24 protein-coding genes are annotated in these 23,662 nt (G+C 69.2%); 8 read left to right on the top strand and 16 right to left on the bottom strand.

The window, feature by feature from the left end:
- A partial coding sequence (locus tag BGN97_RS16800; RefSeq protein ID WP_292704077.1) for an ROK family protein occupies positions 1 to 873 on the top strand: 873 nt, incomplete at its 5' end.
- A 35-nt stretch (positions 874 to 908) separates the two neighbouring features.
- Here the strand turns inward: BGN97_RS16800 and BGN97_RS16795 are convergent.
- From BGN97_RS16795 to BGN97_RS16770, 6 genes are all read right to left on the bottom strand, one after another.
- Entirely contained in the window at positions 909 to 1,484 is a 576-nt protein-coding gene (locus BGN97_RS16795) for a DUF1349 domain-containing protein (protein WP_292704074.1), read from the bottom strand.
- A 33-nt stretch (positions 1,485 to 1,517) separates the two neighbouring features.
- Positions 1,518 to 2,861 carry a dihydrolipoamide acetyltransferase family protein gene (locus BGN97_RS16790; protein WP_292704071.1) on the bottom strand — a complete coding sequence of 448 codons (1,344 nt, stop codon included), beginning with the start codon at positions 2,859 to 2,861 and terminating at the stop codon, positions 1,518 to 1,520.
- A gap of 22 nt (positions 2,862 to 2,883) precedes the next feature.
- The gene (locus tag BGN97_RS16785) at positions 2,884 to 3,849 is read right to left on the bottom strand and encodes an alpha-ketoacid dehydrogenase subunit beta (RefSeq protein WP_292704192.1); all 966 of its coding nucleotides are present in this window, start codon (positions 3,847 to 3,849) and stop codon (positions 2,884 to 2,886) included.
- Positions 3,850 to 3,860: 11 nt separating this feature from the next.
- Positions 3,861 to 4,988: a thiamine pyrophosphate-dependent enzyme gene (locus BGN97_RS16780; protein ID WP_292704068.1), complete on the bottom strand. Its 1,128-nt coding sequence runs from the start codon at positions 4,986 to 4,988 to the stop codon at positions 3,861 to 3,863.
- A gap of 87 nt (positions 4,989 to 5,075) precedes the next feature.
- Entirely contained in the window at positions 5,076 to 6,254 is a 1,179-nt protein-coding gene (locus BGN97_RS16775; RefSeq protein WP_292704065.1) for a MalY/PatB family protein, read from the bottom strand.
- Complete coding sequence (locus tag BGN97_RS16770) at positions 6,251 to 7,324, bottom strand: histidinol-phosphate transaminase (RefSeq protein ID WP_292704063.1); 1,074 nt, start codon at positions 7,322 to 7,324, stop codon at positions 6,251 to 6,253. The genes BGN97_RS16775 and BGN97_RS16770 overlap by 4 nt, the downstream gene beginning before the upstream one ends.
- Positions 7,325 to 7,395: 71 nt before the next feature.
- On the opposite strand from BGN97_RS16770, the gene BGN97_RS16765 reads away from it, so the two are divergent.
- The 3 genes from BGN97_RS16765 (at position 7,396) to BGN97_RS16755 (ending at position 8,492) form a co-directional block, all read left to right on the top strand.
- Positions 7,396 to 7,602, top strand: coding sequence for a ribbon-helix-helix protein, CopG family (locus BGN97_RS16765; protein ID WP_292704061.1), 207 nt, complete (start codon positions 7,396 to 7,398; stop codon positions 7,600 to 7,602).
- Positions 7,602 to 7,973, top strand: a complete 372-nt coding sequence (locus tag BGN97_RS16760) for a type II toxin-antitoxin system death-on-curing family toxin (RefSeq protein WP_292704058.1) — start codon at positions 7,602 to 7,604, stop codon at positions 7,971 to 7,973. The genes BGN97_RS16765 and BGN97_RS16760 overlap by 1 nt, the downstream gene beginning before the upstream one ends.
- 117 nt (positions 7,974 to 8,090) lie before the next feature.
- Entirely contained in the window at positions 8,091 to 8,492 is a 402-nt protein-coding gene (locus BGN97_RS16755) for a phage holin family protein (protein ID WP_285638427.1), read from the top strand.
- Positions 8,493 to 8,519: 27 nt separating this feature from the next.
- On the opposite strand, the gene BGN97_RS16750 is transcribed toward BGN97_RS16755, so the two are convergent.
- Together BGN97_RS16750 and BGN97_RS16745 are read right to left on the bottom strand one after the other, a co-directional pair.
- Positions 8,520 to 9,566, bottom strand: coding sequence for a hypothetical protein (locus BGN97_RS16750; RefSeq protein WP_292704054.1), 1,047 nt, complete (start codon positions 9,564 to 9,566; stop codon positions 8,520 to 8,522).
- A 251-nt stretch (positions 9,567 to 9,817) separates the two neighbouring features.
- On the bottom strand, positions 9,818 to 10,078 hold the full coding sequence (locus BGN97_RS16745; RefSeq protein WP_292704051.1) for a hypothetical protein: 261 nt from the start codon (positions 10,076 to 10,078) through the stop codon (positions 9,818 to 9,820).
- A gap of 113 nt (positions 10,079 to 10,191) precedes the next feature.
- Here BGN97_RS16745 and BGN97_RS16740 point away from each other — a divergent pair, with 113 nt between their 5' ends.
- Together BGN97_RS16740 and purB are read left to right on the top strand one after the other, a co-directional pair.
- Positions 10,192 to 10,737: a low molecular weight protein-tyrosine-phosphatase gene (locus BGN97_RS16740; protein ID WP_285638433.1), complete on the top strand. Its 546-nt coding sequence runs from the start codon at positions 10,192 to 10,194 to the stop codon at positions 10,735 to 10,737.
- Positions 10,734 to 12,116, top strand: coding sequence for an adenylosuccinate lyase (purB, locus tag BGN97_RS16735; RefSeq protein WP_292704190.1), 1,383 nt, complete (start codon positions 10,734 to 10,736; stop codon positions 12,114 to 12,116). Before BGN97_RS16740 ends, purB begins: the two co-directional genes overlap by 4 nt.
- A 230-nt stretch (positions 12,117 to 12,346) precedes the next feature.
- Here purB and BGN97_RS16730 read toward each other — a convergent pair whose 3' ends face one another.
- From BGN97_RS16730 to BGN97_RS16715, 4 genes are read right to left on the bottom strand one after another with little or no spacing between them, the layout of a single operon-like run.
- Complete coding sequence (locus BGN97_RS16730) at positions 12,347 to 12,964, bottom strand: bifunctional 4-hydroxy-2-oxoglutarate aldolase/2-dehydro-3-deoxy-phosphogluconate aldolase (RefSeq protein ID WP_292704047.1); 618 nt, start codon at positions 12,962 to 12,964, stop codon at positions 12,347 to 12,349.
- On the bottom strand, positions 12,961 to 13,956 hold the full coding sequence (locus tag BGN97_RS16725; RefSeq protein WP_292704045.1) for a sugar kinase: 996 nt from the start codon (positions 13,954 to 13,956) through the stop codon (positions 12,961 to 12,963). Before BGN97_RS16725 ends, BGN97_RS16730 begins: the two co-directional genes overlap by 4 nt.
- Before the next feature lie 2 nt (positions 13,957 to 13,958).
- Positions 13,959 to 15,131, bottom strand: coding sequence for a Gfo/Idh/MocA family oxidoreductase (locus BGN97_RS16720; RefSeq protein WP_292704042.1), 1,173 nt, complete (start codon positions 15,129 to 15,131; stop codon positions 13,959 to 13,961).
- Positions 15,128 to 15,967: an aldolase gene (locus tag BGN97_RS16715; RefSeq protein WP_292704039.1), complete on the bottom strand. Its 840-nt coding sequence runs from the start codon at positions 15,965 to 15,967 to the stop codon at positions 15,128 to 15,130. Before BGN97_RS16715 ends, BGN97_RS16720 begins: the two co-directional genes overlap by 4 nt.
- Positions 15,968 to 16,147: 180 nt before the next feature.
- On the opposite strand from BGN97_RS16715, the gene BGN97_RS16710 reads away from it, so the two are divergent.
- Together BGN97_RS16710 and BGN97_RS16705 are read left to right on the top strand one after the other, a co-directional pair.
- Positions 16,148 to 17,194, top strand: coding sequence for a PfkB family carbohydrate kinase (locus BGN97_RS16710; RefSeq protein WP_292704036.1), 1,047 nt, complete (start codon positions 16,148 to 16,150; stop codon positions 17,192 to 17,194).
- A gap of 131 nt (positions 17,195 to 17,325) precedes the next feature.
- Positions 17,326 to 18,195, top strand: a complete 870-nt coding sequence (locus BGN97_RS16705) for a class I mannose-6-phosphate isomerase (protein WP_292704033.1) — start codon at positions 17,326 to 17,328, stop codon at positions 18,193 to 18,195.
- Between the two features lie 140 nt (positions 18,196 to 18,335).
- Here BGN97_RS16705 and BGN97_RS16700 read toward each other — a convergent pair whose 3' ends face one another.
- The 4 genes from BGN97_RS16700 to BGN97_RS16685 form a co-directional block, all read right to left on the bottom strand.
- The gene (locus BGN97_RS16700; protein WP_292704031.1) at positions 18,336 to 20,534 is read right to left on the bottom strand and encodes an alpha-galactosidase; all 2,199 of its coding nucleotides are present in this window, start codon (positions 20,532 to 20,534) and stop codon (positions 18,336 to 18,338) included.
- The gene (gene dgoD, locus BGN97_RS16695) at positions 20,528 to 21,676 is read right to left on the bottom strand and encodes a galactonate dehydratase (protein ID WP_292704028.1); all 1,149 of its coding nucleotides are present in this window, start codon (positions 21,674 to 21,676) and stop codon (positions 20,528 to 20,530) included. The genes BGN97_RS16700 and dgoD overlap by 7 nt, the downstream gene beginning before the upstream one ends.
- A gap of 2 nt (positions 21,677 to 21,678) precedes the next feature.
- The gene (locus BGN97_RS16690) at positions 21,679 to 22,632 is read right to left on the bottom strand and encodes a carbohydrate ABC transporter permease (RefSeq protein ID WP_292704024.1); all 954 of its coding nucleotides are present in this window, start codon (positions 22,630 to 22,632) and stop codon (positions 21,679 to 21,681) included.
- Positions 22,633 to 22,640: 8 nt separating this feature from the next.
- On the bottom strand, positions 22,641 to 23,662 hold a 1,022-nt coding region (locus tag BGN97_RS16685), incomplete at its 5' end, for a sugar ABC transporter permease (protein WP_363331450.1).

The raw sequence follows: 23,662 nt of genomic DNA, 5'->3' as shown, positions 1-23,662 counted from the left end.
GACCCCGCCCAGACGCCCGCACAGCGCCGAGCGACGATCCTCGAGCACCTGGAGCTCGCCCTGACGGAGTCGGGGCACTCCCGCGACGACCTGCTGGCGATCTGCGCCGGCGTCGCGGCCCCCGTCGATCGCGACGGCGCCTCTCCCCCGCATCCCGACGGCTTCTGGGAGCGCACGAACCCCGATCTGGCCTCCGGCCTCGCCGGGTGGGCACCCGTGGTCGACGTCGAGAACGATGCCCTGCTGGCGGCGGTCGCGGAGGGCTCCCAGGGGGCGGCGATCGGATGCCGGGACTACGTGGCCCTGCTCGCCGGCGAGCGCTTCGGCGGCGGCGTCGTCGTGGACGGCCAGATGCTGCACGGCGCCCACGGGGGCGTCGGCGAGGGAGTCGTGTTCGATCACATCATCGGAGTCGGCTCGGCCTTCGGGCTCAGCTACGCGGTGGAGGACGAGGTGCGCGCGGCCGTGTCGAGCGGTGAGATCGGCCCGGACAGCGCCATCGGCCGCCTCGCGAGCGCCGCGCGGGTCGACCCACGCGGCGTGCTCACCCGGGCCGCTGACGGAGATGCGGATGCCGCTCTCATCTGCCTCCGGGTAGGCGAGAAGCTCGCCCGCGTGGTCGGCGTGCTCGGCAGCATGTACGACCCCGTCCGCGTCATCGTGTGCGGCGCGATGGCGGAGAGCATCGAACCCGTGCTGACGGCGGCGCGCGCCGTTCTTCCGTCGCAGCTGCACCTGCCCGCGCCGGAGCTGCTGGCGTCCTCGCTCGGGGCGGAGGTCGTCTCGATCGGCGCCATCGCGACCGCGCGGCGCGCGGCCCGCGCCAGGTCGGTGCCCCTGCTCGCCGAGCGCCGCCTGACTGCGACGGCCTGAACCGCCTGCGACGCCCGCGTCTCGGCCAGGTCGGGCTAGTGCAGCCCACCGTCGGGAGCTGTGACGCGCCAGGCGTGGAACGGGACCGTGAGTCCGGCGCGCGTGGGCGCGCAGATCATCGGCCCCGCCTCCGCCACCGCATCCGGCGGGAAGGGGACGACGCGGACCAGCTGGAGTTCGCCGCCGTCGACGGAGGCACGGACGGTGAGCGCATCGCCGGCGCGGCTCACCCGGACGAGGATCCGACGCCCGAGCCAGTCGGGCACCGGGGCGAGCGACCAGTCGGACATGCCGTCGGTGACGACCGCCCCGAGCTGCGGGCGGCCGTCCGCGTACTCGACGCCGGCCTTGATCCAGTGGTCCTCGCGTGCCCGGATGAAGACGCCGGCCTGATCGAACTGCTCGGAGAACGTCGCCGTGAACTCGACCTCGACCGCGCTGTCCTGCGCGAACGACGCCAGGAGCGCATGCTCGCTGTCGTGCACGAAACCGTAGAAGGTCGTGCGCCAGGCATCGCTGCCCTCCCGCGCTGTGACGAGCAGGTCGGTACCGTCCTCGACGGCCGAGACCGGATCGTGCGTCCAGCGCCCGTCAGCCCAGGGGATGTCCATGCCTGCTCCTCCGATCAGTCCCGTCGCCCCGCATCAGTCGACGAGCAGCGCGGGCTCCTCGAGGATGGACGCCACATCGGCGACGAAGCGGCTCATGCCGTCGCCGTCGATCACGCGGTGGTCGAAGGAGCCGGCGACCGTGGTCACCCAGCGCGGGCGCACCTCGCCGTCGACGACCCACGGCTTCTGCGCGATCGTGCCCATGGCGACGATGCCGGCCTCGCCGGGGTTGATGATCGGAGTACCCGCATCCATGCCGAACACGCCGATGTTCGTGATGGTGATGGTGCCGCCCTGCTGATCGGCGGGGCTGGTCTTGCCCTCGCGTGCCGTGACGGTCAGGCGGTTCAGTGCGCGGGCGAGATCCTTCATGCCCAGGTCCTGCGCGTCCTTGATGTTCGGCACCAGCAGGCCGCGCGGCGTGGCCGCCGCGATGCCGAGGTTCACGTAGTGCCGCACGACGATCTCGGCGCCGTCGGCCGTGTCCACCCAGGCGGCGTTGACCATCGGAGTGCGGCGTGCGGCCCAGATCACGGCGCGGGCCATGATCAGCAGCGGGGAGACGCGGATGTCTGCGAAGTCGGGCGATGCCTTCAGGCGCTTGACGAGCTCCATCGTGCGGGTCGCGTCGACCTCCTTCCACACCGTCACGTGCGGCGCGGAGTACGCGCTCTGCACCATGGCCGAGCTGGTCGCCTTGCGCACACCCTTGACCGGGATCGACTCGGTGCGCCCTTCGTCTCGCTGCGCTCGCTCAGGAACCGGATTCAGCCCGCGGGCGAGGCCGACCGGGGCGGATGCCGGGGCGGGCACGGTCTCCTCGCGAACGTCGCCCCACTCGGGGGTCTGGATGTTGCGGAACACGCTGGCCTGCTCGGCGTGCTTCACGACGTCGTCGCGGGTGACCTCGCCGTCGGCGCCGGTGGGCGTGACCTCGGTCAGCTCGACCCCGAGGTCGCGCGCGAGCTTGCGGATCGGCGGCTTGGCGATCACGCCGACCGAGGAGCGCACCGGGCGCTCTGCGGGCTTGCGCCTGCGGGAGGTCGCTCCTCCTCCGCTGCCGTAGCCGACGAGCACCGACCCGCTGCCCTCATCCTGCGCGGGGGCAGCGGGCGCCGTAGGCGCGGCATCCGGAGCATCCGTGACGAAGGTGATGATCGGCGACCCGACCTCGACCGTGACGCCCTCGGCGACGAGGATCTCCCCGACCGTCCCGGCGTGCGGGGAGGGCAGCTCGACGAGCGACTTGGCGGTCTCGATCTCGCAGATCACGTCGTTGATCGCCACGGTGTCACCGGGTGCGACCTTCCAGGTGACGATCTCGGCCTCGGTGAGGCCCTCGCCGACGTCGGGAAGGGTGAAGGTCTGAGTGGTCATGGTGTGTCCTTCGTGCGACGGGTCAGTAGGCCAGCGAGCGGTCGACGGCTTCGAGGATGCGGTCGGCATCCGGCAGGTAGACGCCCTCGAGCTTGGCGGGCGGGAAGGGCGTGTCGAAGCCCGAGACCCGCAGCACCGGGGCTTCGAGGGCGTAGAACGCGCGCTCCTGCACGGTCGCGGCGATCTCGCTGCCCAGACTGGTGAACCCGGGCGCCTCCTGTGCGTAGACCATGCGTCCGGTGGAGCGCACCGAGTCGAGGATGGGGCCGTAGTCCAGCGGCGACAGGGAGCGCACGTCGACGACCTCGCAGCTGGTCCCCTCGGCCTCGGCGAGCGCCGCGGCCTGCAGCAGCGTCGTGACCATCGCGCCGTGCCCGACGAGGGTGACGTCGGTGCCTCGGCGCACGATCCGCGACGAGTGCAGCGGAAGGGCGGACCCGGAGAGGTCGACCTCGCCCTTGGGCCAGTAGCGGCTCTTGGGCTCCATGAAGATCACCGGGTCGTTCGACGCGATGGCCTCCTGGATCATCCAATAGGCGTCGTTCGGCGTGGAGGGCGACACCACCCGCAGGCCGGGCGTGTGCGTGAAGTACGCCTCGGGGCTCTCCTGGTGGTGCTCGACGGCGCCGATGTGCCCGCCGTACGGGATGCGGATGACGATCGGCATCGACAGCGCGCCCTCGTGCCGGTTGGTCATCTTCGCGAGCTGCGAGGTGATCTGGTCGAAGGCCGGGAACACGAAGCCGTCGAACTGGATCTCGCACACCGGGCGGAAGCCGGCCATGGCCAGGCCGATCGCCGTGCCGACGATGCCGGACTCGGCGAGGGGCGTATCGAGCACGCGCCGGTCACCGAAATCGCGCTGCAGGCTCTCGGTCACGCGGAAGACGCCACCGAGCTTTCCGATGTCCTCGCCCATGAGCAGCACGCGCGGGTCGTCCTCGAGCGCCTTGCGCAGCCCGGCGTTGAGCGCCTTCGAGAAGGGCATGGTCTCCAGGGTCACAGGGTGCCTCCCTCGAAGGACGCCTCGTAGTGCTCCAGCCACGCCTTCTGCTCGGCGATGAGCGGATGCGGTTCGCTGTACACGTGGTCGAAGATCGCGCCGCGTCCCGGTGGAGGGAGATCCACGGTGCGGGCACGCAGATCCTCGGCAGCATCCGCCGCCTCGGCATCCACCCCCGCGAAGAACGCCTCACCGGCGCCGCGCCCCAGCAGGAACGCGCGCATGCGCGCGATCGGGTCGCGCTGCGCCCAGCGCTGCTCCTCGTCGGAGCCGCGGTACTTGGTGGGGTCGTCGCTGGTGGTGTGCGCGCCCATCCGGTAGGTGACCGCCTCGATGGCGCGCGGGCCGAGTCCGGCGCGCGACTCGTCGAGCAGCGCGCGGGAGACCGCGTAGCTGGCCAGCACGTCGTTGCCGTCGACGCGGACCGAGGGGATGCCGTAGCCGGCGCCGCGGCCGACGAGGGGGACCTTGGACTGGGTCTCGACGGGCACCGAGATCGCCCAGTGGTTGTTCTGCAGGAAGAACAGCACGGGCGCGTCGTAGCTGGCCGCGAACACCATCGCCTCGTGCACGTCGCCCTGGCTGGAGGCGCCGTCGCCGTAGTAGACGACGACGGCCTCGTCGCGCTCGGGGTCGCCGGAGCCGGTCTTTCCGTCGAAGGCGAGGCCCATGCCGTAGCCCGCGGCGTGCAGGGTCTGCGAGCCGAGCACCAGCGTGTAGATGCGGGTGTTGCCGTTCTTCGGGTCCGTCGGGTCCCAGCCGCCGTGCGAGAGGCCGCGCATCAGCTTGATGATGTCGACGGGGTCGACGCCGCGGATGCGGGTGACGACGTGCTCCCGGTAGGACGGGAAGATCGTGTCCTGCCGGCGCGCGGCGTGGGCGGAGCCGACCTGAGCGGCCTCCTGCCCGCGGCTCGGCGGCCAGAGGGCCAGCTGCCCCTGCCGCTGCAGGTTGGTCGCCTGGGTGTCGATGGCGCGGATGATCACCATGTCGCGGTAGAACTGCTCGAACTCGGCGTCGGTCAGGGCGTCGATGAGCGGCAGGTACTGCTCGGATGCCGGCGACGGAGCGAATGATCCATCCGCTTCCAGGACGCGAACGAGGGATGTTTCGGTCGTGGTCACGGCTCCACGCTACCCACGTCGGCATGCCCCGTCACGCATAGTTCGGGGGCCCTAGTAAGTGGCCGGGATCTGGATAAATGCTCGCGCTCAGCGCCCGTGCGCCTGCGCGAGCCTCTCGAGCGCCGCGGCGATCGCGTGGCGTGGAGCGGCGAGGTTCATGCGCTCGAAGCCCTCACCCTCGGGCCCGAACATGGCGCCTTCGTCGAAGAACACCAGCGCCTCCTGCTCGTGGATGCGCTTGAGCTCCTCGTGCGTGCAGTCCAGCGCACGGAAGTCCATCCACTGCAGGTACGTGCCCTCCAGGTCGTAGACGATCACCTCGGGCATCCGCTCGGCCAGGAACGACCGCACCAGCTCGTGGTTGCCGTGCACCAGGTCGATGAGGCCGTCGAGCCAGCCCTCCGCCTTCGTGTACGCCAGCCGGCACGCCTGGAAGCCCAGGGCGTTCAGCGTGAAGAAGCCGGTGCGCCCCTGCTCGGCGGCGTACTTCTCGCGCAGCTCGGGGTTCGGGATGACGATGTTGCTGGTCGCCATGCCTGCGAGGTTGAACGTCTTGCTCGGTGCGGTGCACACGATCGTGCGCGCGGCGGCATCCTCGTTCAGCGTGGAGAAGACGGTGTGCTGGATGCCCGGCATCAGCAGGTCGAAGTGGATCTCGTCGCTGATGACGGTGAGGTCGTTGTCGCGGGCGATGCGCCACACGGCCTCGAGCTCCTCCCGCTCCCACACCCGGCCGGTCGGGTTGTGCGGGCTGCAGAACAGCAGCGCGGTGGTGCGCGGGTCGGCGGCCTTCGCGGCGAGGTCGTCGAGGTCGAAGCGCCAGCGGCCGTCCTGCAGCACGAGCTGGTTGCGCACGACGACGCGGTCGTTCCCCTCGATCGCGCCGAAGAACGGGTAATAGGCGGGGGTCTGCACGATCACGCCGTCGCCGGGAGCGGTCACGGCCCGCACGGCGGTGTTGAATGCGGGGACCACGCCCGGCGCCAGCACGATCTGCTCGCGATCGACCGCCCAGCCGTGCCGCTGCCGGAACCATCCGGTCACGGCGTCCCAGTAGTCGTCGGTCGCGACGGTGTAGCCGAGGACGACGTCGCCGAGGTGGTCGCGCAGCCCGTCCAGGATCTCGGGGGCGAGCTTCAGGTCGATGTCGGCGACCGAGAACGGCGAGATGCCCGCGGGCACATCGGGATTCGCCGTCAGCATGTGCTGCCACTTGGACGCACCCGTTCCGGTGCGGTCGACGACCGTCTCGAAGTCGTAGGTCATGCACGCACCTGCGCCGCAGCCACGGCGAGGACCTTGTCGAGCGATTCCTCCTCGCCGACGGAGATGCGGATGCCGTCGCCGGAGAACGGCCGCACGATCAGGTCGGCGGCGTCGAACGCGGCGGCGACCTCATCGGTGCGCTCACCGGAGGGCAGCCACACGAAGTTGGCCTGGCTGTCCGGCACGTCCCAGCCCTGCGCACGCAGGCCTGCGATCAGGCGGGTGCGGCGCTCGACGATCACGGAGACGCGCTCGCGCAGCTCCGCCTCGGCGTCCAGGCTGGCGATGGCGGCGCGCTCGGCGGCGCTGGTGACCGACAGCGGGATGCCGGTGGTGCGGGCCGCGTCGAGCACGCGCGGGTGGCCGATCGCGTAGCCGACGCGCAGGCCGGCGAGGCCGAACGCCTTGGAGAAGGTGCGAAGCACGACCACGTTCGGGTGCTTCTCGAACACGCGCTCGGCGAGGCCGTCGACGGCGTCCGGAGCGGTGACGAACTCGGCATAGGCCTCGTCGAGGATGATCAGCACGTCCTGCGGCACCCGCTCGACGAACGCGGCGAACTCGGCGCTCGTGACGATCGGGCCGATCGGGTTGTTCGGCGTGCAGACGATGATCACGCGGGTGCGGTCGGTGACGGCATCCGCCATCGCGTCGAGGTCGTGGCGTGCCCCGGGCGCGAGCGGGACCTGGATGCCGGTGGCACCGGCCACCAGGGGAAGGCTGGGGTACGCCTCGAAGGAGCGCCAGGCGTAGATGACCTCGTCGCCGACCGACGAGGTGCCGAGCACCAGCTGGTGCAGGATCGAGACGGAGCCGGATGCCACGTGCACGGCGTCGGCGTCGACGCCGAACTTCTCGCCCAGACGGGCGCGCAGCGCCCCGGCGGTCGCGTCGGGGTAGCGGTTGATCGGCGTGGTGTGCGTGAGCGCCTCGAGCACCGACGGCAGCGGCTCGAAGGGGTTCTCGTTGCTGGAGAGCTTGAACGCGTTCGCGCCCGCCTGCTTGCCCTGGCGGTACGGCGGCAGGGCGGCGATCTCGGGGCGGATGCGGGGCAGGATGGGCTCGGTCACGGAATCAGTCTAAGGAGGCGGAACCGGGCGCGGGAACGTCCGGTCCCGCGGCGCGGTGGTACCATTTTGGTATGGCCATGACGGTGCGACTTCCTGAAGATCTCGACGCGAAGATCGAGGAGATCGCGCACGCCCGTCACACCTCCAAGCACGCCGTGCTCATCGAGGCTGCGGAGCGGTTCGCGAACAGCGAGTCGAAGACCGCCAGGGTACTGATGATCGCTGACGGAATCGTAGAGCGCTACGCCGACGTGATGAAGCGCCTCGAAGACGCCTGATGGTCGAGTACCTCGACGCCGAACAGGCGATGGCTGTGGTTGCCAAGCTCGGTTTCCACGTGCGCGACCAGGGCCTGCTGCTCTCTGCACTCGCGCGACCCTCGGCAGGCATGTTCGGTGAGGATGCCTATCCGAGCATCGAGCAGAAGGCAGCAGCCCTGTTGAGCTCACTGTCGCAGAATCATGCTCTGTTCGACGGCAACAAGCGCCTGTCACTGCTGCTCACGTTCATCTTCCTGGAGCTGAACGACCTCGAACTGTCATTCACGGACGACGAAGCCTTCGATCTCGTGCTGGCCGCTGCACAGAGCAGGCTGACCGTGGATGAGCTCGCCGTCGTGGTCGCCGCGGGCATCAGCGCGAAGGGCTGAATCGTCACGACCGCAACTGTCGCAGATTCTGCGACAGTTCGGCTCACCTGCGCGACGGGTTCAGTTGTCGCATTATCTGCGACAACTGCCAGCGGTGCGTGCGAGACTGTCCGAACTATGCGATTCATCATCCGCGTCGTCATCAACGCCTTCGCCATCTGGGTGGTCACGCTGATCCCCGTGCTCGGGGTCGTCGTGCGCCCGTTCGCACCCGGTGAGACCCTGCAGCTGGTGCTGACCCTGCTCGCCGTGGCGGCGATCTTCGCCCTGGTGAACTCGATCATCGGCACGATCATCAAGGTCGTCGCGTTCCCGCTCTACATCCTCACGCTGGGCCTCATCTCCTTCATCGTGAACGGCTTCCTGCTCTGGCTGACCGCCTGGATCACGAGCGGCTTCGGCTGGGGGCTGAGTGTCGAGTCGTTCTGGTGGGGTGTGGTCGCCGCGATCATCATCTCGATCATCAACGCGGTCTTCGGTGCGATCCTCCGTCCGCAGAAGAAGAGGCAGCGCAGCTGACGCAGAGGCGACAGATCGGATGCTTCGTCATGGCCGCTTCGCCGTGTAGTCGATGACCTCCACCGACACCAGGTCGTGGTTCTGGGCGGCGAGGTACTCGTTGTACGGGTCGAAGCGCACATCCTTCGTCGCCATCGCCTCGCGCACCGTCTCCTTGTAGTTGTCCAGGACGTGCGCGTCGAACGAGTTGCTCAGCGGACCGTGCGAACCCTGCCTGGTGATCGTGAAGCTCTCGGGCGACCCCGTGCCGCCGAATGACCCGCCGCCGCTCAGTCCGCTGCCGACGATGTCATCCGTGTGGCGCAGTTCGACGAGCATCTGGTCATCGCGCAGCGACATCTGGCTGGGATCGGCCACCGCGACGACGACCTTCGTGTCATAGGGCCCGTTCATCGCGAGGTCGTTCCCGCCGAGTCCGCCCTGCGAGTAGGTCACGAAGTCGACACGGTCGCCGGGTTCGGCACCGGCCTGCTCCAGCGCGGTCGCAAGTGCCGCGGATGACGCGGACTTCTCGCGATCGATGTACATGTCCCAGTTCGAGCCCATGTCCCAGGGCTGATCCCTTCCGGGAAGGAACGTCTTCGTGCCTGCGGCATATGCCGTGTACTCGACGCGGCCGCCGACGTACGTGCGCTTCTCGACTCTGACCTGCGCGTCGCCTTGGGGAATGCGCGCCATCGTCTGCTCGAGATCCCGGGGGACGCTCGCGCCGCTCACTCGTGCGGACTCGGTGACCGTCACCGGCGGCGCGGTGCCCTTCAGCGTCGTCCCGAACGGTGTCGTCCCCTTGCCGTCCAGCAGCTTGCTCGCCACGACCCCCGCGACGATCGGAAGCAGAAGACCCGAAGACAGCGCGAAGGGCTGCAGCAGTTTCTCGATCGGGTGCTCCCCCAGTCCCTCCAACCGATGATCCGCCCACTTCTGCACGACCTCGTCCGCCATGCCGGCGATGCGGGGGTCCGAGCTCAGCAGCACATCGATCCGCTCCTGCAGGGCGTGCGCCTGGGCCGGATAGTTGACGGCGAGCGCCTGCTGCTTGGCTCGCAGTTCCGCCAGTTCGAAGACATCCGCCATCAGTTGAGTCGAGATAGCCGTCTCGGCCGCATGGTCGGCCAGCTGCTGAAGGCGGCGATCATGAACATGAAGATCTGAGGGCTGCACGCGCAACGCCGACACCCCGCTCAACACATGCGCCGCACTGCGGACGGCGTCCGCCGCGCCACCCACCTCGCCCGCGAGCAGCGCGAGCCGCTGTCCCACCTCGCGGAACGCATCGGAGTCTACGTCGACTGCCCCTCCGGAACCGATGCTCACCCCGTCGCCCATCACATCACCTCCCGTGCGATACGACTCCGCAGGAGCATCAGCTGCGTGTGCTCCCACGTGAGGGTTCGACGCACCTCCTCCAGCACGAGGCGGAGCGCCCGGACGCCCTGGTTCTCCCACCGGGCGTCGTCGACGAGCCGCCCCGCCTCCACCGCGGCATCCCCCACCGCCTCCGTCGCGTCGTCGAGAAGCCTGAGCGCCGCGAACGCAGCCCACAGGTCTTCGCCTGTCAGGCCTTCGGCCGCAATGATCGTCTGCATGCCTCCAGAGTGCGCGCACGGAGGCATCCGGCCGCCCCGGGATCCCGCCCGCTGTGGACAACTCCCCATGAACGGCGATTGGGGACGGAAGTCGATACCGGCAGAATGGACGCATGACCGACTCGGATCCCTTCCGCGTCATCTTCGTCTGCACGGGCAACATCTGCCGATCCCCGATGGCCGAGGTGGTGCTCCGCGCGCTCGCCGAGCAGCGTGGGCTCGGCACGCGCGTGCTCTCCCGCAGCGCAGGCACCGGCGACTGGCACCTCGGCGAGCGCGCCGACCAGCGCACCCTGGAGTCCCTCTCCCGACGCGGCTACGACGGCTCGGCCCATCGGGCGAAGCAGTTCAGCGCAGCATCCTTCGCCGAGAACGACCTGATCGTCGCCCTCGACCGCACGCATGAGCGCATCCTCAAGGCCTGGGCGCGCACCGACGACGACGAGGGCAAGGTCACCCTGCTGCGCGCCTTCGACCCGCACGCCTCCAGCATGGACGTGCCCGACCCGTACTATGCGGGCCCGGCGATGTTCGATTCGGTGCTGGCTATGATTGAGACCGCGACGCGTGGCCTCTTCTCGCAGCTCGAACCGGCTGTGCGCGCCCCTCGTACGACGCTCCGCCCGCTGCGGAGCCCCGATCAGGAGGACCTCCCCTGACTTCTCAGCCCGCTCTCCCGCCCCAGCCGCTCAGCCCCCTGGACGGCCGGTACCGCGCCTCCGTCTCCGGGCTCGCCGACTTCCTCTCCGAGGCCGGGCTCAACCGCGCCCGCGTCGAGGTCGAGGTCGAGTGGCTGATCGCCCTCACCGATCGCTCGCTGTTCGGCACCTCTCCCCTGTCGGATGCCGACAAGGAGCGCCTGCGTGCGCTGTACCGCGACTTCGGGCAGGCCGAGATCGACTGGCTCGCCGAGAAGGAGGCCGTCACCCGTCACGACGTGAAGGCCGTCGAGTACCTGGTGCGCGACCGGCTGGCGACGCTGGGCCTGGACGCCATCGCCGAGCTCACGCACTTCGCGTGCACCAGCGAGGACATCAACTCCGCCTCCTACGCGCTCACCGTCAAGCGCGCAGTCGAGGGCGTCTGGCTGCCCGCGCTGGACTCCGTGATCGCCAAGCTCCGTGAGCTGGCCGTGGAGCACGCGGATGCCGCGATGCTCTCCCGCACGCACGGGCAGCCGGCCACCCCGTCGACCATGGGCAAGGAGCTCGCCGTCTTCGCGTGGCGCCTGGAGCGCGTGCGCGGCCGGATCGCGGCATCCGAGTACCTGGCGAAGTTCTCCGGCGCGACCGGCACCTGGTCGGCGCACCTCTCCGCCGACCCCGACGCCGACTGGCCGACGATCTCCCGCGAGTACATCGAGGGCCTCGGCATCGACTTCAACGTGCTCACCACGCAGATCGAGTCGCACGACTGGCAGGTCGAGCTCTACGACCACGTGCGTCACGCCGGCGGCATCCTGCACAACCTCGCCACCGACATCTGGACGTACATCTCGCTGGGCTACTTCGCGCAGATCCCCGTCGCCGGCGCGACCGGGTCGTCGACCATGCCGCACAAGATCAACCCGATCCGCTTCGAGAACGCCGAGGCGAACCTCGAGCTGTCGGGCGCGCTGCTGAACTCGCTGTCGCAGACGCTGGTCACCTCGCGGATGCAGCGCGACCTGACCGACTCGACCACGCAGCGCAACATCGGCGTCGCGTTCGGGCACTCGCTGCTCGCACTCGACAACCTGCGCCGCGGCCTGGATGCGATCTCCCTGTCGCGCGACGTGCTGCTGGACGACCTCGACCACAACTGGGAGGTGCTCGCCGAGGCCATCCAGACCGTGATCCGTGCGGAGGTCGTCGCCGGCCGCTCCACCATCACCGACCCCTACGCCCTCCTGAAGGACCTCACCCGCGGACACCGCGTGGGAGCGGCCGAGCTGGCGGAGTTCGTCGAGAAGCTGGAGATCGGGGATGCCGCGAAGCAGCGCCTGCTCGCGCTGACCCCCGCCACCTACACCGGCATCGCCGAGCAGCTCGCACGCTGACGCCGAGTCGATGCAGGTACGCCGTCGGCAAGTGCACTGGCGGCGCGGCACCTTGTCCGCCCTGCACGCGACGCGCGGGATGGAAAGTGCGGGTCCAGCGCGCGTGGACCCGACACCTTCCATCCGGGTGACCGTCACCTGAATGGAATCCGCCCGGTAACCGGCGACTGGACCGAACACTTCTCATCCGACTGGCGGGCCCAGGGGTCCGCCACCACCGATCATGAGGCTCAAGGCTCGGATCGCGCGGTCACCGCACTGACAGCCCTATCCCGCAATCGCTCGAGGTCGCTGGGAGCTGAAATCGCCGATCCGACTGCGACGGCTCTGGCTCCGGCAGCGAGGAATGCCGGAGCGTTGTCCGGGTCGATTCCGCCCGTCGCGACGATGGCGAGATCCGGGAAGGGCGCCAGGATGCTTCTGATCCATTCCGGTCCGAGCACCGATGCAGGGAACGCCTTGACCCAGGTGTGTCCGGATCGCATCGCGAACTGGATCTCCGTCGGTGTCGCCACCCCGGGGAGATGCGGCATCCCGAGCGCGACGCTCGCTTCTGAGATGGCCACATCAAGACCGGGTGCGACTGTGAATGAAGCACCGGCCGCAGCGACCGCGGCGACCTGGTCGGGGTGCGTGACCGTTCCGGCGCCGACGATCAATCCACGCTCATGCGCCGCCTCGGTCACAGCCCGCAACGTCGCGAGGTAGCGCGGTGCCTGAACGGGCACCTCTACGACATCGATCCCTGCATCCCATGCGGCCGTCGCGACGGCAACCGCCGGCGCCGGGTCGAGGCCTCGCAGGATCGCCATCACGGCACCGGAGGCGAAGAGTTCATCGAAGGTCACGACACGGCCTCTTTCCAGGCCGCGTTCCCGCGTTCGGCACGCGCGATGGCCAATGCTTCGTGGAAGGGCGGAAGGACTGGAGCGTCGCCGATCGTCGCCAGCGCCCGTCCCGCACAGTAGTGCCCGAGGCTCAGGCTGTCGACGACCGCTGTGCCATGCAACAGCCCGGCCACGAATCCTGCGGCGAACGCATCGCCGGCACCGACGACATCGACGATCTGCCGCGGTGGCGCGGGGACGGAGACCACGCCTGATCGCGAGAGACACACCACTCGTTCACCAGCGTCTTTGACGACGATGCGGGCGGGACCGGGGAGTTCTGCGCGGACATCCTCAGGATGGCGAGTGCCCCAGAGCGCCTCGGCCTCGTCCAGGCCGACGAAGACGATGTCGGCCTGGTTCGCGAGCTCGCGAAGCCGCGGGCCCGCAACCGAAACCGGCCACAACTTCTTTCGGTAGTTGATGTCGAAGCTTCGAAGCACCCCCGGAACGGCGGAGAGCAGGAGTTCGACGAGACCGTCTGCGGACGCTGAGAGCGCAGGCGTAACGCCGGAGAGGTGGATCAATCGACCAGGCCGCCGAATGCGCGGGGCATCAGCGACGGACATCGCCGACGCGGCCGAGCCGCGTCGGCAGTAGACGACCTCGGTATCGCCCTTCTCCATGCTCTTGAACATCGAACCCGTTGGTCGCGCGGCATCCACGACCGCGAGGATGCTGACACCGGCGGCTGCGACGTGATCGCACACCAGGCGTCCGAGCGCGTCGTCGCCCAAGCGGCTCCACCATGCGGTGCTCACGCCGAGGCGACTCAGAGACATCGCGACGTTGGATTCGGCACCGGCGACGGAGAGCCGCACCGGCGCAGTCGGGTCTGTCAATGAGAACGGCCCGTCGGGGAAGACGACGGCCATCGTCTCCCCCACGCACAGCACGTCCGGGTTGGGCTGGGCTGTGTTCATCGCCTGCGGGTGGGACACGCGCAACGCCACGCTCAGCTCGCGGTATCTGAGGCCGGAGCGACGCGGATCCCCTCGGCGTGGGACAACGCGGCCGCGTCGGCCATCTCGTGGCAGGCCAACGCTTCGGCTGGTGTCGCGCAGCCGAATCGGTCGCCGAGCGCGCCCGCCCGTTCGGCGAGGAACGCGGCCCACATCTGCAGGATGGCGTCGGAGAACCCGGACTCGAAGATGCCGCCGGTCACCGTCGGCCAGACCGACTGGCTGCCGACCTCCACCGACTGCCAGGACTGCTCCCTCCCGATCGGCGTGTCGATAGTTCCGAAGTACTCGACTCGCTTGGGATCCGCGGTCGTGAACCGGGCACCGCCCTCCATCCCGGTGACCTCGAGGTACCAGGTGTTCTTGCTGCCCGGCGCGATGCGCGAGGCAGAGACATCAAGGACGAACGGACCATCCGGCGTCTCGACGTCGGCATGCACAGCGGCGTTCTCCCAGGTGTCGCAAGGCACCGATACGCCGTCGGGCCCTGGACGTGCGGGTACGAGGTCCTGGAGTTGTGCGGTCAGCCGGGAGGGCCGCCAACCGAGTCGCAGGGGCGCGTGCCAGGCGTGCAGGCCGAGATCGTTCATCACGCCGGCGGCGCCGCAGTATCGCGCCTGCCGTTTCCAGTTGATCGGCTTGAGCGGGGCGAGGTCGCTTGAATGCAGGAACCCGCTGCGCACCTGCACGAGCCGTCCGGCCGCCCCCGAGCGAGCATACTCGATCACGGCCTGCGCGCCAGGGAAGAACGGCATCTCGCTGGAGACGCGGACGAACACGCCCGTCTCATCGATTGCCCGGATGATGCGACGGGCCGCGTCCGAGTCGATGCCGAACGGCTTCTCCGCGAGCAGATCCTTCCCGGCGCGGACGGCGTCGAGGTAGAGATGCTCATGCAGGTCGTGACGGACGGCGATGTAGACCGCATCGACGTCCTCGAGCGCGAGCAGGTCGGTGTGCGCGGTCGCGAAGTGCTCGACCGTGTCGATCTGGCGGAACCACTCCAGGGCGGCCGGATTGATGTCGCACACGGCGACGAGGCGAGGGCGCACTGGATGGTCGATCAGTGCGGGCCAGCGCTGGATCGCCGCCGCGATCTCACGGCCCATCAAGCCCGCACCGACGATACCGATGCGGATCTCCTGGGGAGCAGCCGACCGGGTCACGCGTTCGCTCCTTCCAGCGTGGCGAGCGCCTGTTCCGGAGAGACGCCCTCGTGGAGGACCGACATGAGCGCTCGCGTGATGCCCGCCGGGTCGTCGTGCTGGATGATGTTGCGCCCGTAGACGATGCCGCGCGCCCCCTGGGCGATCACCGCAACGGTGCGCTCGAGGAGCCTGCGGTCATCGACGCGTCCGCCTCCTCGCACGAGCACCGGGGTGTCGCCCGCGACCTCGATCACACGGTGATACTCCTCGATGTCATCTGTCGGGTCCGCCTTGATCAAGTCCGCGCCGAGCTCTCTCGCCTGGCGGACGAGCGTCATGATCTTCGCCGTGTCACCGTCGACGGCGTATCCGTCACCCTCGTCGCCTCGCATGACGAGCGGCTCGACCATGAGGGGAATACCGTACCTGCCGGCCTCCTTACGGAGCGCCATGATCGACAGGATGCACGATTCGCGGACCTCAGGTCGGCCGGGAAGGTGAATCAGATTGGCGCACACTGCGACGGCGTCCAAACGCACCGCCTCCTCGATCGCGTGAGGGACGTGATGGCTGAACAGGTAGGGATCCAGCGGCCGACCGTAGACGTTGGCGACGTCGGCGCGCAGCACGAGCGCGGGCTTCGTCTTCCCGGGCAGGCCCTGCAGCAGCGGAGCCTGCCCCATGGTCAGCTGGATGGCGTCCGGATCTGCGGCGACGAGAGCACCCACCGCCTGCCGCATGTTCTCGATCCCGGTGAGGAACGAGGGCTCCCCGAAGAATCCGTGATCGACGGCGACGTCGAGCGCGCGTCCTGAGCCGGGGTTGAAGAGTCGGTTGAGCCGATAGAGCGTCATGGAGTCGAACCTCACGAGAATGCGGATGCCGGGAACGCCGGCGGTCCGCGTCAGTCTAGAACGAACGAGACAACGTTGTCTAGATGCACTCTTGACCGTCTTCTGCACTCCATGATTAGCTGATCCAATGAAACAACGTTGTCTGCTCTGGTTCGCGTTCGGAAGCGGCGGGTATCGAAGGTGACCATCGCTGTCACCGGGCACCTGTGCGTGGACCTGACCCCCGGATTCGAGCAGCCGCCGTCGCTCGCCCCGGGGATGCTGTTCGCGGCCGGTCCGCTCGCCGTCTCCTTGGGCGGCAGCGTCGCGAACACGGCGCGGACCCTGCGCACACTCGACGTGCCGCACACGGTCTCCGCCGCGATCGGCGACGACGCCCTCGCCGAGGTCGTGCTTCGAATTCTCGCCGAGGAGGGACACGACGTCGGCGGCATCCGCCGGCTCCCCCGGTCGACGACGTCGTACAGCATCGTGATCCAAGCGCCCGGTCGCGACCGCACCTTCTGGCATCATGCGGGCGCGAACGACGAGTACGAGGGATCGGACATCGACCTCGCCGACGTCGACATACTCCATCTCGGCTACCCGCCGCTCCTGGCGGCGCTCTCCCGCGATGCCGGCGAGGGGATCGTCTCGCTCTTCTCGCGGGCGCGAGCCGCGGGGGTCGCCACCTCACTAGACCTCGCGGTCGTCGACCCGGCGGGACCCGCCGCCGGATACGATTGGACGCTGCTTCTGCAGCGAGTGCTGCCCCTGACGGACATCGTGTCGCCGAGTCGCGACGACCTGCGCTCGCTCGCACCATACGTCGACGCCCGCTGGGCGACCGGCACGGCCGACGCGCTCGCGCGCTCGCTCGTCGAGATCGGCGCGGGAATCGCAATGGTTAGCGACGGCGACGCCGGGTTCGCGCTCGCGACTGGCGACACGGAGCGGCTGTCATCCGCGGGCGCGGCAGTCGCCCGACTCGCCGATTGGGGCGGCGCCCACCTGAAGTCCGCTGTTCAGGAACCGCAGCGCTTCGTGTCCACGAACGGGGCAGGGGATGCCGCCACCGCTGGCCTGCTGGCGGCGATCATCGCGGGCTCATCCCCTGAAGCCGCGCTGCGTTCGGCAGCGGCGGCCGCGGCGGCCTCCATCGAAGGCCGCCTCGACGAGCCCCTTCCCGGTTCACAGTCGGGCCGGGGGCTCGCCGCAGCCAGTCGTGTGGAATCGGAGGCATCATGAACCTGGTCCCCCTGCAAGCAAACCAGCCGCCGGACAGGTTCTATCGGGGTGGTGCCGCGATCGACGCGTTTCGCGGGTCCGCTCGTGGAGCAGACCGTCGCCCGGAGGACTGGGTCGGCTCGACGACGACATTGAGCAGCGAGACACGGCTCGGTCTGACGACGCTTCCCGGCGGGGAGCTGCTGCGGGACGCCGTCGCCGCGAATCCCGAGGAGTGGCTCGGCACGGCGCACCTCGAGGCCTTCGGTCCGGAGACCAGGCTGCTCGTCAAACTGCTCGACGCCGGTCAGCGGCTGCCCGTGCACGCGCATCCCAGCGACGAGTTCGCCGTTCGGCATCTGCACCTGCCGAACGGCAAGGCGGAGGCGTGGTTCATCCTCTCCGGCGGATCGGTATACGCCGGGCTCCGCGAACACGTATCGCGCGAGGCGCTCCGCGCGTTGGTGGACAACCAGGACACGGAGGGGATGCTCGGGCTGCTGCACGAGCGGCGCGTGGAGCCAGGCGAACTCGTCTACATCCCACCCGGGGTGCTGCACGCGATCGGCGCGGGCGTGCTGCTGCTGGAGCTGCAGCAGCCCGCGGATCTGTCGATCCTGCTGGAGTGGCGCGACTTCGAGCTCGACGGCCGCGCCGACGGGCACATCGGGCTCGGATTCGATCGCGCCCTCGAGGCCGTGGAGCACGATCCGCGACCGATCGACGAGCTCATCATCACCGTCGCCGAGGGCGAGGCAGTGCTGCCCGACGGCGGCGACGCGTACTTCCGGCTGGAGCGAGTCCCGGTCGCCGATGACGAGGCGAAGACGGTCGACGCGGGGTTCGCGGTGGTCGTCGTCGAATCCGGTGCCATCTTCATCGAGCCGGAGTTCGGCGAACCCGTGCGATTCACCGCCGGATCCACGCTTCTTGCACCGCACGGCGCGGGCCCACTCACGATCAGGGGCGACGGCACCGTCCTCCTCGCCCGTCCGCCGCGACCGATGCGGGCGAATTCATGACCGGTCGGTGTCGCGCAACGCCACCGGCGTGCGCTGCGCGACATCTCGCGAACGGTTGATGCCCCGCTGAAGAAGGGTGCGGAGCGCCCCACGGTGTGCGCGTCCGCGAGTTCACACCCACGGCGCCGAAGGGCGCGCGATCACTCGCGAACAACGTGGAGCAGCAGTCCCCGCTCGGGGTTGAGAGCGGGCATCGGCAGGCCGAGCACGTCGAGCTGCGCACCGCTCGCGGCGAGCCCGGTGCCCATCCACGCGGGTTCTGTGCGCGCGAGAGCGAATCCGTGCCGACGATCGGCAGGAGCGACGCAGAGGACCCGGTACACGGCATCCGGATCCAGTCCCGGCAGGGGCATCGGGGCCGGGACGTCGTCCGCGGCGACGTCGGCGGCGAACAGCGTGAACCACGCCTCTCCCCCATCGGCTGCCACGACGCCTTGAAGCAAGTGCGCCGGGTCGGGAAGGTCGGCATGCACGAGGGTTCCGGTCGTCACGAGCGGCTGCAGGCGCTTCGCGAGTTCGATCCATTCCGCGAGGTCTCGGAGCCGGAGCGTGCCGTCGCGCTCCCGCTCCGCACCGTGCTCGAAGCCGGGATGTCCGAGCAGGGCCACGACACCGCGGGACTCGAGAACGTGCGCTCTGCCGGTCGTGTGCACCGCGTCGGCCGCGCCGATCTGCGTGCCGACGAGCTCCGGGGGAACGATCGTGGCCGTCCACCACTGCAGACGAGCGCGTTCAACCGCGTCGTTCGTGTCCGTCGGCCAGACGCGGTCGCAGTGCTCCAGCATCCCGAGGTCGATGCGAGCGCCTCCTGCGGAACAGCTCTCGATCATCAGGCCCGGGTGCCGGGCCCGCAACTCGTCCATCATCCGATACACCGCCGCCGTGTGCGCGTGCTGTCTTCTGACGACCGGGTCGCGATTCTGATCCCATTTCACGAGATCCACCCCGACCTCGTCGATGACGACGGACATCGCGTCGAGCACGTGCCGGTAGGCGTCCGGGTTCGCGAGGTCGACGGTCTGCTGATGCCGCCACGGCGGGACGTCCGGTCCGCCGCCGTCTCCTCCCGACGGAGCGGACACCCAGTCGGGGTGCGCGCGGGCGAGGTCCGAGTCGAGACTGATCATCTCGGGCTCGAACCACAACCCGAATCTCATCCCGAGTCCGTGGACGTGGTCGGCGAACCCCCGCAGCCCACCGGGCCACACCTCGGGGTCCACGATCCAGTCGCCGAGCCCTGCGGTGTCGGTGCGGCGGCGGGGGAACCAGCCGTCGTCGAGCATGAAGAGCTCAGCGCCCAGCCGTGCTGCGTCGTCGGCCGCCGAGCGCAGCACACCCTCATCATGGGTGAGCCCGACCGCTTCCCAGGCGTTCGCGACGATGGGTCGCGGGCCGGCAGGATGCGAGGACCGCGCTCTCAGCCAGGAGTGGAAGGCGGCAGTCACCACGTCGATCCCGGCACTCGAGTAAGCGGCGTACGCCACGGGTGACGTGTAGGACTGTCCGTGTTCGAGCAGGATCTCGTCGGCGGCGAGGCCTTCGGCGGCGCCGAGCACGGCGCGGCCTTGCGGGACGCGTTCGGCCCAGACGTCGCTGTCGCCGCTCCACCCCAGATGCACAGCCCACACTTCCCCCCGTCGGTGCCCGAACCCGGGCACGCCCAAGGCGAACAACAGCGGGGCGTCATGTCCCGGACGGCCGTGCCTGCTCGAGCGCAACCAGGTTCCGAACGGCAGCGGGTGGCGCTGCGGAACCCTCTCACGACACCATCTTCCGCCGACGTCGAGCACCTCGCCGGCGCGGGTCGGCACCGGAAGGATCGTCGCGAGCGCATCGACGGCGAGCGGCCGATCGCCGGTGTTGCGCACCACGTGGTCGACACGCAGCATCCCACTCGACGGGTCCAACCGCAGCCGCGAGGTGATCCGGACGCCGGCTGCGCAGTCCTCGTGGGTGACGACGATCTCCCCGCCGGCGTTCCCGCTGTCGTGCGTCACGTGGGCGGACACGTCGAACGCGAACCGCAACCGGCCACCGGGCACGTGCGGGCGGCCGGGCCGGCGCAGATCGATCGCAGGCCGTCCGAACCAGCCGTCATCGGCGCCTGCGAGCACCGTGAGCCGCACTCCCGCGTCGATGACGCTGGGACCGATCGCCGCGTCCGTGACGAGCGAGGCGGGCGGGTCTGAGGCGAGGCGCTCTCCCCAGTGCGCGATCCACGCGGCACCGCCGGATCCACGCTCCGAGTCGTGGACGACGACGAGGGAACTCGGAGCCGCCGCATCGGCAGCACTCGACAGATGGAGGACGCGGATACCGTCCGTGCCGGTCGTCACCATTCCGCGTAGCTTCCGTCCTGATGCGCCCACACCGGGGACCCCGGCGCAAGGGCTCCGTCGTCGACCCTGGAGCGCACTTCGTCTTCGTCGACCTCGACACCGAGCCCCGGTCCGGTCAGGCGCGCAACGTACCCGCCCACAGGCCGGAGCACCTCGGGGTTGCCGATGATGCCGAGAGCGGGTGCTGACGGGTCGTGGATGTCGATGACCTGTTCCTGGGAGTGGAAATTCGGCACCGCGAAGGCGAGCTGCAGCGACGCGGCGAGCGTGACCGGGCCCAGAGGGCAATGCGGGGCGAGCTGTGCGTCGTAGGTCTCGGCCTGGGCGGCGATGCGGAAGGACTCGGTGATGCCGTTCGCATGCGAGACGTCGGGCTGCACGATCGCGACGCCCGCCTCGAGCACGGTCCGGAACTCGGTGCGGTGGTACAGGCGCTCACCGCACGCGATGGGGATCGACGACGCGTGCACGAGCTCGCCGATCATGCCCTGGTGCTCCGGTCGCAGTGGCTCTTCCACGAACGCCAGGTGGAACGGTTCGAGCAGCGGCAGCACGCGGCGGGACTGGGCGATCCCGAGCCGGCCGTGGAAGTCGATCGCGAGGTCGATCTCGTCTCCGACCGCGTCGCGCATGGTCGCGACGGCATCCACGAATCGCGCGGTCCACGCGGGGGTGTCGAGGAACTTCACCGGGCCGAGGTCCGGGGCGAACTTCAGCAGCGTGTACCCCTCGGCGACTCGTTGTCGTGCGAGCACCGGATCGCCCGCGTCCCCGGAGCGGCCGGTGTGGGCGTAGACCCGAGCAGAGTCCCGGGTGGGGCCGCCCAGCAGCTCGTGCACCGGCGCGCCCAGCACCCGACCCTTGATGTCCCACAGCGCCTGGTCGAGGCCGGCCACAGCGGATCCCATGATCGGTCCGCCCCGATAGAAGCCGCCACGCACGAGGATCTGCCACAGACGGGTGATCGGCAGCGGATCCTCGCCGACGAGATACTCGGCCAATCGTTCGACCATCGCGGCAACCGGTCGGGCGGCGTTCTCCGCGACCGCCTCACCCCAGCCGCTGTACCCATCGGAAGTCGTGATCTTGCACAGCGCCTGCCTGTTGGAGAGGACGAACGTCTCCACGGAGGTGATCTCCACGGTCAGCCTTTCACGCCCGCCGACGCGGAGACCCCGCGCAGGAACTGCTTCTGGAAGATCACGAACAGGATGACTGGCACCAGCAGCGCGAGGAAGAGTGCGGCCAGCTGGATGGCGAGCTCGGTGTTCTTCAGGTTGAGGAACAGGGCGACGGAGACGGGTTGAAGGGTGCGGGTGGGGAGCACCAGCATCGGCCAGAGGAAGTCCTTCCAGGATCCCATCACCGTCAGCAGAGCGACGACCCCCATGATCGGCCGAGACAACGGCAGCACGATGGAGAAGAACGTGCGCCACGCACCGGCGCCGTCGAGGCGCGCTGCTTCGAACAGGTCCCGTGGCAGGGCGTCGAAGAAGCGCTTGATGACGAGGATCATGAACGCGTTCGCCGCCCCCGGCAGCCAGATCGCGAGGTAGTTGTCGATCAGCGTCCCGCCGGTGCCGGGCAGGTTGAGCACCGTGAGGTACAGCGGGACCAGGACGACGATCCCGGGGATGAAGAGCGTGGCGAGAATGGCTCCCTGCAGCCAGGGACCCCACTTGGGCCGCAGTACGCTCAGGCAATACGCGCAGGTCGTGCACACGAACAGCGTGACCACGGCTTGACCGGCGGCGATGATGACCGTGTTGAACATGTACCGGCCGATCGCGGAACGGTTCCAGGCCTCGACGAGATTGCCGAGCTGGATGCCCGACGGCCAGAGCCCGAACGGCTGGGTGAGGATGTCCTGCGTCGTCGACACCGCGGATTTCGCGAGCCAGAGGATCGGTCCGGCACCGGCGATGAGCAATCCGACCAGGATCAGCGCCTGCACACCGAAGAGGACGACCCGCACGCCCGGGCGACGACGATCGGTCGCGGACAGGATCGCACGTTCCGGCGCGTCCTCTGCTCGCATCCGACGCCGGGGGGCGGGTCGTGCGGCCGCGGCCGTGCGGGCGGGATGTGATTCGGTCATCGATGCCATCAGTCGGTGCTCCACTTCTTGGTCACCCAGACGTACACCGCGCTGAGCAGCCCGAGGAAGAGGGCGAGCAGCACCGACAGGGCCGCCGCCGCGCCGAAGTCCTGGGACACGAAGGCGTAGTTGTAGACCATAAGCAGGACGGTCATCGTCGAGTTGCCCGGCCCGCCGCCGGTGAAAAGGAACGGCTCGGCGAACACCTGGATCGTGCCGATCAGCTGCAGCAGGATCATCACGAGGAGGAGCCCGCGCAGCTGCGGAAGCGTGACGTGACAGATCTTCCGTAGGATGCCGGCCCCGTCAAGCTCAGCGGCCTCGTAGAGCTCGACGCGTACGCTCGTCATCGCCGCGATGTAGATGATCACGGTGGCGCCGGCGCCGGCCCACGTCGCCTCGAGCACCATCGCAGGCATCGCCCACGTGGTCGAGTCGAGCCACCCGATCGAGGGGATCCCGAACCAACCGAGCACGGTATTGAATGCGCCGCCCGCCGATGGGGCGTAGAACGTCTTCCACAGCATGATCGCGACCACCGGCGGGACGACGACGGGCAGGTAGGAGAGCAGATTGAACCATCGCCGTCCGCGCCGCAGCTCGGCCATGAAGACGGCGAGGAACAACGGCACCGGGAATCCGATCAACATGCCGAGCACGACGAATAGGAAGGTGTTCCCGATCGCCGTGGGCAGCAGCGGATCCGAGAGCACGTAGGTGATGTTCACCCATCCGACCCACTCGCTGACGGCGAAGTTGGTCTTCTGGAATGCCATCACCGACCCGCGGATGATCGGGCCCCAGGAGAAGTAGGCGAACACGATGATCGCGGGGAGGGCGAAGACCAGGGCCGCTCCCCCGCCACGTCGGATGCGCGCCCGGGGTCTGCTGCGGGACGGTGCCGGAGGCCGGGACGGCTCGGTCGTCGGTGTCACGTCGACGGTCGGTGCGGTGATCATCCTCGTTGCCCGTTTCTGGAAGGGGATGCGGGCGCGGCGACGTGTCGTCATCGCCGCGCCCGCCTCGAATC

Origin of the sequence: Microbacterium sp. 69-10 (assembly GCF_001897945.1) — a bacterium.
In the GTDB taxonomy this organism is placed as follows: Bacteria; Actinomycetota; Actinomycetes; order Actinomycetales; family Microbacteriaceae; genus Microbacterium.
The sequence above is the reverse complement of the archived record's forward strand: the minus strand, read 5'-3'. Positions and strand labels throughout refer to the sequence as shown.